The 12,050-nt window shown below is 69.3% G+C and carries 7 protein-coding genes and 1 tRNA gene; 4 read left to right on the top strand and 4 right to left on the bottom strand.

Annotated elements, in window-relative coordinates:
* Nucleotides 1-17: 17 nt before the first annotated feature.
* Both GJG85_RS11480 and GJG85_RS11475 read right to left on the bottom strand, forming a co-directional pair.
* Nucleotides 18-92, bottom strand: a tRNA-Val gene (locus GJG85_RS11480).
* Nucleotides 93-190: 98 nt separating this feature from the next.
* A complete protein-coding gene (locus tag GJG85_RS11475; RefSeq protein WP_050013031.1) occupies nucleotides 191-1,093 on the bottom strand; it encodes a LysR family transcriptional regulator in 903 nt (300 codons plus the stop codon).
* Nucleotides 1,094-1,267: 174 nt separating this feature from the next.
* Between GJG85_RS11475 and GJG85_RS11470 the strand changes: the two genes are divergently transcribed.
* The 3 genes from GJG85_RS11470 to GJG85_RS11460 all read left to right on the top strand — a co-directional run bounded on the left by GJG85_RS11470 (nucleotide 1,268) and on the right by GJG85_RS11460 (nucleotide 5,832).
* Entirely contained in the window at nucleotides 1,268-3,019 is a 1,752-nt protein-coding gene (locus GJG85_RS11470) for an acyl-CoA dehydrogenase family protein (protein WP_050013030.1), read from the top strand.
* A gap of 5 nt (nucleotides 3,020-3,024) precedes the next feature.
* The gene (locus tag GJG85_RS11465; protein WP_124557657.1) at nucleotides 3,025-4,251 is read left to right on the top strand and encodes a CoA transferase; all 1,227 of its coding nucleotides are present in this window, start codon (nucleotides 3,025-3,027) and stop codon (nucleotides 4,249-4,251) included.
* A gap of 168 nt (nucleotides 4,252-4,419) precedes the next feature.
* On the top strand, nucleotides 4,420-5,832 hold the full coding sequence (locus tag GJG85_RS11460; protein ID WP_050013029.1) for an MFS transporter: 1,413 nt from the start codon (nucleotides 4,420-4,422) through the stop codon (nucleotides 5,830-5,832).
* Between the two features lie 207 nt (nucleotides 5,833-6,039).
* On the opposite strand, the gene GJG85_RS11455 is transcribed toward GJG85_RS11460, so the two are convergent.
* Together GJG85_RS11455 and argA are read right to left on the bottom strand one after the other, a co-directional pair.
* Nucleotides 6,040-6,315, bottom strand: coding sequence for an oxidative damage protection protein (locus GJG85_RS11455; RefSeq protein WP_204383325.1), 276 nt, complete (start codon nucleotides 6,313-6,315; stop codon nucleotides 6,040-6,042).
* Nucleotides 6,316-6,366: 51 nt separating this feature from the next.
* Complete coding sequence (gene argA / locus GJG85_RS11450) at nucleotides 6,367-7,746, bottom strand: amino-acid N-acetyltransferase (RefSeq protein WP_050013028.1); 1,380 nt, start codon at nucleotides 7,744-7,746, stop codon at nucleotides 6,367-6,369.
* Nucleotides 7,747-7,769: 23 nt separating this feature from the next.
* Between argA and hrpA the strand changes: the two genes are divergently transcribed.
* On the top strand, nucleotides 7,770-11,975 hold the full coding sequence (gene hrpA / locus GJG85_RS11445) for an ATP-dependent RNA helicase HrpA (RefSeq protein ID WP_204383323.1): 4,206 nt from the start codon (nucleotides 7,770-7,772) through the stop codon (nucleotides 11,973-11,975).
* Nucleotides 11,976-12,050: the final 75 nt, after the last annotated feature.

The raw sequence follows: 12,050 nt of genomic DNA, 5'->3' as shown, positions 1-12,050 counted from the left end.
CAGGCCCTTGAATTCTTTGGTGGGCGGTACTGGGATCGAACCAGTGACCCCTGCCGTGTGAAGGCAGTGCTCTACCGCTGAGCTAACCGCCCAAAGAAGAATCAAATTATGTCAGAGCTTTTGGGGTTCGTAAAGCCCTTTCTGCAAATTTTTTCAAATAGCCGCAAGCACCGGTTCTCAGGCCGCATGCTCAGCCCGCGAGCGCCGGCAGCGCGTCGATCGATGCGCGCACGTAGCCGGCAAAGCGCAGCGCGACCGGTTCGGCGGTGCCGCTGCGTTTCAGCGCGAGCGTGCGCGATTCGAGCGACGCGTCCTTCAGCGGCACGAACGCGAGCCGGTCGCTTTTCGCCTGCTGCAGCACGCGCGGCACCAGCGCGATGCCCATCCCGAACTCGATCATCGACAGGATCGTCTGCCACAGCCGGGCCTCGTGGCGGATCAGCGGGCTGAATCCCGCGTTCACGCACTGCGCGATGATCAAGTCGTGATAGTGCGGCGCGGCGTCGCGCGGAAACAGGATGAACGGTTCCGTCGCGAGCGCGGCGAGCGCGATCTGCCGGCGCCGCGCGAGCGGATGCGCGGCCGGCAGACAGCACACGAACGGCTCCGCATAGACGGGCGCCGATTCGACGTCGGGCGGAAAGCGGCCCCAGTGCGCATAGCCGAGATCGATCTGGCCGCGCTGGATCGCCTGCACCTGCGTGTGCGTGTTCATCTCGCTCAGCACGACTTCGACGCCCGGATAGTCGGCCTCGAAGCGCCGCACCGCATCGGGCAGCCCGCGATACAGCATCGAGTGGACGAAGCCGATCCGCAGCCGGCCCGCGAGGCCCGATGCGGAGCGCACCGTCAGGCGCTCGGCTTCGGTCGCCTGCAGCAGCAGCCGGCGCGCTTCGCCGAGCAGCACCTCGCCCGCGTTGGTCAGCGCGACGGTCTTGTTGGTGCGCGAGAAGAGCTGCACGCCGAGCGCGTCCTCGAACTTGCGGATGTCGAAACTCAGCGCCGGCTGCGAGATGAACAGGCGCTTCGCCGCGCGCCCGAAATGCAGCTCCTCGGCGACCGCCACGAAGTAGCGCAACTGCCTCAGTTCCACGGTGTCTCCTCCCGGCGTCGGCATCGATAAGCGATATCTATCGTACCGGATAAATCCTGTATTGGACGCTTATCGACCGCACGCCTACGCTCTTCGGAAGGCTTGACGCAGGACCGGCCGGGCGTTGCGGCACGCGGCCCGGGCACCTGCGCAGGCAATCCAGGAGACGCACGCATGAACGACACCGCTCGCACGCCGGACCCCGGCGCATCCAATATCCCCGACAGCCGGGGTCTCAATTTCTTCACCGTCGATCTTGATCTCGGCGCGTTGCTGAAGCTGCATCTCGGCGACGCGCACTATGCCGAACTCGAGCCGCGGCTGCGCGCGCTCGGCGCGCGCGTATCGGGCGAACTCGACGAATGGGCGTCGCGTGCGGACAAGCATCCGCCCGTGCTCGAGCATCGCAACCGGCGCGGCGAGGCCGTGCAGCGGATCGACAAGGATCCGGCGTACGTCGCGCTCGAACGTGTCGCGTATGCGGAACTCGGGCTCGCGTCGCTGAGCCATCAGCCCGACGCGGTGCCGCCGCTCGTCAAGTACGCGCTGACGTTCCTGTTCGTGCAGGCGGAATTCGGATTGTGCTGCCCGGTCAGCATGACCGATTCGCTGACGCGCACGCTGCGCCGCTTCGGCGATCCCGAGCTCGTCGCGCGCTACCTGCCGAGGCTCGCGTCGCGCGACTTCGACACGCTGTATCAGGGCGCGATGTTCATGACCGAGCAGGCGGCGGGCTCCGACGTCGGCCGGATCGCGACGCGCGCGACCCGCGAAACCGACGCGCACGGCGAGACCGTCTGGCGCCTGACCGGCGACAAGTGGTTCTGTTCGAACGCGGACGCCGATCTCGCGATGGTGCTCGCGCGGCCCGACGGCGCGCCGGACGGCATCAAGGGTCTCGCGCTGTTCCTGCTGCCGAAGACGCTGCCGGACGGCACGCGCAACCGCTACCGGATCGTGCGCCTGAAGGACAAGCTCGGCAGCCGTTCGATGGCGAGCGGCGAGATCGCGCTCGAAGGCGCGCAGGCCTACCTGATCGGCGAGATCGGCCGCGGCTTTCACCAGATGGCCGACATGATCAACATGTCGCGTCTGTCGAACGGCGTGCGCGCGGCCGGGCTGATGCGGCGCGCGCTGAACGAAGCGCTGCACGTCGCCGCGCATCGCGACGCGTTCGGCCGCAAGCTGATCGAGATGCCGCTGATGCAGCGCCAGCTGATGAAGATGCTTCTGCCGGCCGAGGCCGCGCGCGCGATGTTCATGCAGATCGCATTGCTGCTGCCGCACGCGGATGCGGGCGACGAGCAGGCGGCGCGCTGCGTGCGGATCCTGACACCGCTGATCAAGTTCCGCGCCTGCCGCGACGCGCGCCGCGTGACGGGCGACGCGATGGAAGTGCGCGGTGGCACCGGCTATATCGAGGAATGGAGCGACGCACGGCTCGTGCGCGACGCGCACCTCGGCTCGATCTGGGAAGGCACGAGCAACATCGTCGCGCTCGACGTCGCGCGTGCCGCGCAGCGCGAACATGCGCTCGACGCGCTGCGCACGTTCCTCGGCGATCGTCTGGGCGCGGCGCCGCTGCCCGACGCGAGCCGCACGGCGCTGCGGCGCATTCTGGCGCGGGCGTGCGATGCGCTCATGCGGGTCGCCGACAAAGGCGACGACGCGCGCGTGCGGCAGGCCGCGTCCGCGCTGTATTACGCGAGCGCGGCCGTGCTGATGGCCTGCGAGGGCGCGCGGCTCGCGCCGGATTTCAGGCGTCTCGCGCTCGCGCACCTGATCGTGCGGCACAAGCTGCTGCCGGTCGATCCGCTCGCGCCGGCATCGCTCGACGATGAATCGGCCGCGTCCGATGCGCTGCTGCGTGGCACGCCGGTGCCGCTCGACATGGCGCTCGACCTGCTGCCGGAGGTCGAACGATGAGCACGATGACGGCGACACAGGCGGCGACGCCGAACACCACGCGCGGCGCACTGGACGGCCTGAAGGTCGTCGACCTGAGCCGCGTGCTGGGCGGCCCGTACTGCACGCAGGCGCTCGCCGACCACGGCGCGACGGTGATCAAGATCGAGCCGCCCGACGGCGACGAGACGCGCGGCTGGGGGCCGCCGTTCCTCGGCGACACGGCCTGGTACTTCATGGGCGTGAACCGCAACAAGGAGGGGCTCGCGCTCGACCTGTCGCACGACGAAGGGCGCGCGATCCTGTGGCGCCTGCTCGAAGACGCCGACGTGCTCGTCGAGAACTTCAAGCCCGGGACGCTCGCGCGCTGGGGGATGGATTACGCACGCGACCTGCAGCCGCGCTTCCCGCGGCTGATCCATTGCGCGGTGACGGGCTTCGGCGACGACGGCCCGCTCGGCGGCCTGCCGGGCTACGACGCGGTGATCCAGGCGATGGCCGGGCTGATGAGCGTGAACGGCGAGCGCGACGGCGCCGCGACACGCATCGGCTTGCCGATCGTCGACATGGTCACGGGGCTGAACGCGCTCGCCGGCATCCTGCTGGCGCTCGCGGAGCGCGAAAAGAGCGGGCGCGGCCAGTCGATCGACGTGGCGCTGTACGACTGCGGCGTGTCGCTGCTGCATCCGCACCTGCCGAATTTCTTCGGGTCGGGCCGCGTGCCGGAACGCAGCGGCAACGCGCATCCGAACATCGCACCGTACGACAGCTACCGCACGGCGACCGTGCCGATTTTCCTCGCGGTGGGCAACGACCGGCAGTTCGCGCGGCTCGTCGCGCATCTCGGGGCGCCGGCGCTCGCCAGCGACCCGCGCTTCGTCGATAACCGCAGCCGCTGCGCGCACCGGCCGCAGTTGAAGGTCGAACTGGAAGCGCGGCTCGCCGCGCACGCGTGCGAGCCGCTCGCGCGCGACCTGATGGCGGCCGGCGTGCCATGCGGGCCGGTGCGCACGGTGGCCGACGTCGCGCGCGATCCCCATGCGCTGCACCGCGAGCTGTTCGTCGAGATCGGCGCGTATCGCGGCACTGCGTCGCCGGTGAAGCTGTCGCGCACGCCGGCCACCTACCGGTCGGCGCCACCCGCGCTCGGCCGCGACACGCGCGCGGTGCTCGACCGTCTCGGCATCGATCGCGCGCTCCAGCAGCAACTGCTCCATGCCGGCGTGCTGAAGGTCGCGCCGGACGAGACGTGACGGGCGAGGGCCCCTGCAGATGAGAGTCGTCCCGAACCGACCGATCGCAACATCGACGGCAACCCCGGGGCAACGCAACGTAGCGCAATCCCGCCAGCCGGCGGCGCAACGCCGGCCGCCCGGCAACGCGCGCGACAGTCGCGCAGCCGAACAAACATGGAGACATCGATGAGCCGTCCGCAATCCCCGCCCGCCGCACAGCCGCGGCCCGGCCGCGCCGCCCTCGCGGCGTTCGTCGGCACCACGATCGAGTGGTACGACTTCTACATCTACGGCACGGCCGCCGCGCTCGTGTTCGGCAAGGTGTTCTTTTCGAGCACGATGGACCCCGGCGTCGCGACGCTGCTCGCGTTCGTCACGTTCTGGGCCGGCTTTGCCGCGCGGCCGCTCGGCGGGATCGTGTTCGGCCATCTCGGCGATCGCGTCGGCCGCAAGACCGCGCTCGTGATCACGCTGGTGATGATGGGGCTCGCGACGACCGGCATCGGCCTGCTGCCCGGCTATGCGTCGATCGGCGTATGGGCGCCCGCGGGCCTCGTCGTGCTGCGCGTGCTGCAGGGCATCGCGGTCGGCGGCGAGTGGGGCGGCGCGGTGCTGATCGCGAGCGAGAATGCGCCGAAGCATCGCAGCATCCTGTATGCGGCGTTCGCGCAGCAGGGCTCGCCCACCGGCAACCTGCTGGCCACGGCCGCGTTCTTCGCGCTGAGCGCGCTGCCGACGCCGTCGTTCCTGATGTGGGGCTGGCGCATTCCGTTCCTGCTGTCGGCGGTGCTCGTGATCATCGGGATGGTGATCCGGCTGCGGCTCGAGGAGTCGATCGACATGCAGCGCGTGCTCGCGCGCAAGCGCACGGTGAAGCTGCCGCTGCGCGACGTCGTGCGCGACCACTGGGTCGTCGTGCTGCTCGCGGCCGGCACGCTGCCGGTGATCAACGTCACGTATTTCCGCAGCACGTTCGCGCTGTCGTGGGCGACCAGGGAGCTCGGTTACGCGCAGGGCACGTTCCTCGGCATCCTGTCGATCTCGCTCGTCGTGCAATTCCTCATGCAGCCGGTCGGCGCGTGGTTCGTGTCGAAAGTCGACATGCGGCGCGCGATGTGCTGGATCCTGATTCCCGAGATCGTGCTGATGCCGGTGATGTTCCATGCGCTCGCGACGCGTTCGTACTGGGTCGCCGTCGCGGGCATGTGCATTTCGACGATTCCGTCGGCGATGTTCTACGGCGCGGTCGGCGGCGTGCTCGCGCGCGTGTTCCCGGCCAACATCCGCTATACGGGCCTGTCGCTTGCGTATCAGTTGAGCGCGCTGGTCGTCGGCGGCGGCACGCCGGTGCTCGCGCAGGCGATCCTCAACGCGACCGGCAGCATCGTCGGCGTCGCGGTCGCGTCGGGGCTCTATGCGCTCGTGTCGCTCGCGTGCATGCTGGCGCTGCTCGATCGCACCGGGTATCGCGCCGACGAACTGTCGAGCGCCGAGCGCAGCGATGCGGCCGAGTGGGGGACCGAGAGTACGGGGGCGGGAAGCCTCGCAGGCGAAGCCGCGCAACCCGACGATCGCGGCACGTTGAAGCCGGCAGGTTGAGCGGGGCAGGCCGGTGCGAGGTGGCGATTCGGCGATTCCGCGGCATCGGGCGCCCGGCGGGCCGCGCGTCGCGTTGCCTTCGCTGGCGCCGGACCACGCATTCCCAAAAGCAAACGGCACCGTGCGATACACGGTGCCGTTTGCCTGGACATCGGCTTCACGTCGCGACGCCGCCGGTACGGCGCGGCCGTCGCGAGTCGCGTTGCTTTAGCCTTCCGTCGGCGGCACGTAGCCGGACGCCTGGTCCGCGCCGTCGCCGAAGAAGTACTTCTCCGTCTGCTTCATCAGGTACTGGCGTGCGCGCGGGTCGGCCATGTTCAGGCGGTTTTCGTTGATCAGCATCGTCTGCTGCTTGAGCCAGCCTTGCCACGCTTCCTTCGAGACGCTCTCGTAAATGCGCTTGCCGAGTTCGCCCGGCAGCGGCGGGAAATCGAGGCCTTCGGCTTCCTTGCCGAGCTTCGCGCATAGGATCATTCGAGCCATCGTGTACTTCTCCTGTAATCGGTCTGGGGGGAAGGGCAGTCGTGCCTGCGCTCAGAGCTGCTTCATCAGCACGAGCGACTTGCGCTGCCAGTTATAGAGTTTGCGGCGGTCTTCCGGCAGGTCGTCGACGCTGACCTTGACGAAACCGCGCTTGAGGAACCAGTGCTCGGTGCGCGTCGTGAGCACGAAGATGTGCGTGAGGCCGCGCGCGCGGGCGCGCTGCTCGATGCGCTTGAGCAGACGTTCGCCGTCGCCCGAGCCTTGCGCTTCCGGCGCGACCGTCAGGCACGCCATCTCGCCGATCTTCTCCTGCTGGTACGGGTACAGCGCCGCGCAGCCGAACAGCACGCCATCGTGCTCGATCACCGAGAAGTGGTCGATGTCGCGTTCGATCTGGTGGCGGCCGCGCCGCACCAGCGTGCCGTCCGACTCGAGCGGCTCGATCAGCGACAGGATGCCGCCGACGTCGTCCGGCGTCGCCTCGCGCAGGCTCTCGAGGTTCTCGTACGAGATCATCGTGCCGACGCCGTCGTGCAGGAACAGTTCGAGCAGCATGCTGCCGTCGAGCGATTGCGGGATCAGGTGCGCGCGGGTCACGCCGCCGCGGCATGCACGGATCGAATGCTTGAGGAAGAATGCGTCGTCGCCCTGGATGTTGCCGGAATCGAGCAGCTCGGCCGCCGCGTCGAGCGACATTTCACGCACCAGCTCGCCTTCGTCGCCGACGATGCCGGGCCCTTCGGTCAGGAAGATGATCTTGTCGGCGCGCAGCGCGATCGCGGCCGCCGACGCGACGTCTTCCATCGACAGGTTGAACGCCTCGCCGGTCGGCGAGAAACCGAGCGGCGACAGCAGCACGAGCTTGCGGCTCGCGAGCGAATGACGGATCGATTCGGCGTCGATCTTGCGCACGATGCCCGTGTGCGCGAAATCGACCCCGTCGAGAATCCCCACCGGCCGCGCGGTCACGAAGTTGCCCGACACGACGCTGATGTGCGCGTGCGCCATCGGCGAGTTCGGCAGACCCTGGCTGATCGCGGCCTCGATGTCGAGGCGCACTTCGCCGGCCGCTTCCTTCGCCGATTCGAGCGCGCGCGCATCGGTGATGCGCAGCCCGTGCGAAAACTCGGATTCGACACCGTGCAGGCTCAACTGCTCCTCGACCTGCGGGCGGGAGCCGTGCACCAGCACGATCTGAATGCCCATCGCCTGCAGCAGCGCGATGTCGGACACGAGCGCATTCAGCAGCCCCTGCTGCACCACCTCGCCGCCGAACCCCACGACGAACGTGCTGTTGCGGAACTTGTGGATATAGGGCGCGACGGAGCGCATCCAGTCGACGAACTGCGCGTGGCTGGCGGCCGAATCGTCGGCGGCCGGCGGCGTCGCGGCGCCGGTCTGGGCGGGAGGGAGGTCGGTTTGGGAATTCATGGGCGGGATTATAATGCGCCCCCATGTCGAATGTTTCTAAAAGTCCCGCGCCGACGCGGGCCAATACGCCGTCGGCGAAGCACCCGGATGGTGCGGCCGATGCGCGCGAGCAGCAGGGCCAGCCGCCGCGCCAGCAGCAGGACAAGCCGGCGGGCAAGCCGGCACCCGCGCCGCGCGGGCCGCGCCATGACGAACGGCGCGGCGACGCGCGCCAGCCGGCCGCGAAGGGCGCGCCGCAGGCAACCGGCGAGCGCGCCCCGCGCCGCGAGCGTGCGGCGCGCGCGGCAGTCCCGCCGAACCCCGTCCCGCCGATCACCTACCCCGAAAGCCTGCCCGTGTCGGGCAAGCGCGACGAAATCGCGCGCGCGATCGCCGGTCATCAGGTCGTCATCGTCTGCGGCGAAACCGGCTCGGGCAAGACCACGCAGTTGCCGAAGATCTGTCTCGATCTCGGCCGCGGCCTCGGCGCCGGCGGCACCGGCCTGATCGGCCATACGCAGCCGCGGCGCCTGGCCGCGTCGTCGACCGGCCGCCGCATCGCCGAGGAACTCGGCACGCCGTTCGGCGAGGTGGTCGGCTACAAGGTGCGCTTCACCGACAATCTCGCGCCGGGCGCGTCCGTGAAGCTGATGACGGACGGCATCCTGCTCGCCGAGACGCAGACCGATCCGCTGCTGAAAGCGTACGACACGCTGATCATCGACGAGGCGCACGAGCGCAGCCTGAACATCGACTTTCTGCTCGGCTATCTGAAGGAGATCCTGCCCCGGCGGCCGGACCTGAAGCTGATCGTCACGTCCGCGACGATCGACGCCGATCGCTTCGCGCGCCATTTCGGCACCGATGAACGTCCGGCGCCCGTGATCGAGGTGAGCGGGCGGCTGTACCCGGTCGAGATGCGCTACCGGCCGGTGGCCGAGGATCGCCCGGCCGTCAAGAACGCCGAAGGCACGGGCGGCCGCGACCGCGTGAAGACCGCACGCGAAGCCGAACGCGACCTGATGGACGCGATCGTCGACGCGGTCGACGAGCTGTGCCGCGAAGGCCCCGGCGACGTGCTGGTGTTCCTGCCCGGCGAGCGCGAGATTCGCGAGGCGGCCGAGGCGCTGCGCAAGCACCATCCGCCGCATACGGAGATCCTGCCGCTGTTCGCGCGGCTGTCGGCGGCCGACCAGGACAAGGTGTTCAAGGCGTCGAACGCGCGCCGGATCGTGCTCGCGACCAACGTGGCCGAAACCTCGCTGACGGTGCCGGGCATCCGCTACGTGGTCGATACCGGCCTTGCACGCGTGAAGCGCTATTCGTACCGGAACAAGGTCGAGCAGTTGCAGGTCGAGTCGATCTCGCAGGCCGCCGCGAACCAGCGCGCGGGCCGCTGCGGCCGCGTGGCCGACGGCGTGTGCATCCGCTTGTACGAGGAAAGCGACTATCAGGCGCGTGCGCGCTTCACCGATCCGGAAATCCTGCGCTCGTCGCTCGCGTCGGTGATCCTGCGGATGAAGTCGCTGCACCTGACCGCGATCGAATCGTTCCCGTTCCTCGAACCGCCGCCCGGCCGCGCGATCGCGGACGGTTATCAGTTGCTCAACGAGCTCGGCGCGGTCGACGACGACAACGCGCTGACGCCGCTCGGCCGCGAGCTCGCGCGGCTGCCGCTCGACCCGCGCGTCGGCCGGATGATTCTCGCCGCGCGCGACCAGCAGTCGTTGCGCGAGGTGCTGATCATCGCGAGCGCGCTGTCCGTGCAGGACCCGCGCGACCGCCCGATCGAAGCGCAGGAGCAGGCCGACCAGGCGCATCGCCGGTTCGCGGACGAGCGCTCCGAATTCCTGCAGTGGCTGAAGATCTGGGCGTGGTTCGAAGAGGCCGTCGCGCACAAGAAGTCGAATCGCCAGCTGATCGACGCGTGCCGGCAGAACTTCCTGTCGCACCTGCGGCTGCGCGAGTGGCGCGACGTCCATTCGCAGCTGCTGACGGTGGTGCGCGAGCACGGCTGGCGGCTCAACGAAGCCGAAGCCACGTACGAGCAGATTCATCTGGCCCTGTTGACGGGCCTGCTCGGCAACCTCGGGATGAAGGCCGACGACGATCCGCATTACCTTGGCGCGCGCGGCATCAAGTTCTACCTGTGGCCAGGCTCCGCGCTCGCGAAGAAGGCCGGCCGCTGGGTGATGGCGGCCGAGCTCGTCGAGACGAGCCGGCTGTACGCGCGCTGCCTCGCGAAGATCGAGCCGGAGTGGGTCGAGAAGATCGGCGCGCACCTGCTGAAGAAATCGCTGTCGGAGCCGCACTGGGAGAAGCGTCCGGCGCAGGTCAGCGCGTTCGAGCGCGCGACGCTGTACGGGCTGCCGATCTACCACCGGCGGCGCGTCGCGTTCGGCAAGCAGGACCCGGCGCGCGCACGCGAGCTGTTCATCCGCGGCGCGCTGGTCGAAGGCGAATTCGACACGAAGCTGCCGTTCTTCGCGCACAACCGCAAGCTGCTCGCCGACATCGAGCAGCTCGAGCACAAGTCGCGCCGCCAGGACGTGCTGGTCGACGACGAGTTGATCTACGCGTACTACGACCACGCGATCCCGGAAGGCATCCATACGGGCGCCGCGTTCGAGCGCTGGTATCGCGACGAGGTGAAGAAGGGCGGCCAGCCCGACGACAAGCAGCGGCTGCTGTACCTGTCGCGCGACGACCTGATGCGCCACGAGGCGGCCGGCGTGACGACCGACCTGTTCCCGAAGCGCGCGACGATGGCCGGCGTCGAGATGGCGCTTACGTACCACTTCGAGCCCGGCACGCCGCGCGACGGCGTGACGCTCGCGGTGCCGCTCTACGCGCTGAACCAGGTCGACGCGCGCCGCTGCGAGTGGCTGGTGCCCGGGATGCTGAAGGAGAAGGTGCAACTGCTGCTGAAGTCGCTGCCGCAGAAGCTGCGCCGGCACTGCGTGCCGCTGCCCGAGTACGCGGCCGGTTTCGTCGAGCGGATGGGGCGCGAGCGCTTCGGCGCGGGCGGCCTCGTCGAGGCGCTGATCGCCGACGTGCGCGGCGAGACGCAGGTCGCGATGAAAACGGCCGACTTCAAGCTCGAGACGCTGCCCGCGCACCTGTTCATGAATTTCAAGGTGATCGACGAGCACGGCCGCCAGCTCGCGATGGGGCGCAATCTCGCGCAGCTTCGCCAGGAGCTGGGCGCGCAGGCGCAACAGCAGTTCCAGAAGATCGCGGCGGCGTCGACGATCGCGACCGGCGGCGACGCGGGCGCGGGCGACGCAGGCGACACGGCCGCGCCTGCCGCCCCGCCGGGTTCGGCGGCGCGAGGCGGCAAGCCGGGCAAGGGCGCGGCGCCGCAGACGGCCGCCCCGGCCGAAACCGGCGCGACCGCGCTGTACGAGAACCTGACGACGTGGAATTTCGGCAAGCTGCCCGAGCTGCTGGAAATCCGCCGGCGCGGCCAGACGCTGTACGGCTATCCGGCGCTCGTCGACCGCGGCACGCATTGCGACGTCGAGGTGTTCGATTCGCCGGAGGAGGCCGCGCGCATCCACCGGGCCGGCTTGCGGCGGCTGTTCGCGCTGCAGCTGAAGGAGCCGATCAAGTTCCTGGAAAAGAACCTGCCGGGCCTGCGCGAGATGGCGATGCAGTACATGTCGCTCGGCACGCAGGACGAGCTGCGCGACCAGCTGATCGACACGGCGCTCGACCGCGCATGCCTGCAGGACCCGCTGCCCGACGACGACGCGAGCTTCCACGCGCGCCGTGACGAGGGCCGCAGCCGCCTGAACCTGCTCGCGCAGGAAATCGCGCGGCTCGTCGGACAGATCCTGGCCGAATACGCGGGGCTCGTGAAGAAGCGCGCGCAGGCGAAGCCGTTCGCGCAGGCCCATGCGGACCTGCAGCAGCAACTGGCCGCGCTGGTCGGCAAGCGCTTCGTGATCGACACGCCTTACGCACAGCTTGCGCATTTCCCGCGCTACCTGAAGGGCATCGCGCTGCGGATCGACAAGCTGAAGGCCGATCCGGCGCGCGACGCGAAGCAGTCGGCCGACCTGCTGCCCCTGGCCCAGCAGTACCAGCGCGCGGTGTCTCAGCGTGGCGGCGTCGCCGATGCGCGGCTCGCGGAATTCCGCTGGCTGCTCGAGGAACTGCGGATTTCGCTGTTCGCGCAGGAACTGCGCACGCCGATGCCGGTCTCTGTCAAGCGTCTGCACAAGGTCTGGGAGTCGATGCAGCGCTAGCGCGACGTCGGTTGGCCGGGCCTGCACCGCGACGCCGGCCGCGGCGGCTCGTCCCGCCGCCGCGGCGTGCGGCGA

Source organism: Burkholderia sp. MS389, assembly GCF_016899425.1.
Classification (GTDB): Bacteria; Pseudomonadota; Gammaproteobacteria; order Burkholderiales; family Burkholderiaceae; genus Burkholderia; species Burkholderia sola.
This window is presented reverse-complemented; position numbering and strand designations above follow the sequence as displayed.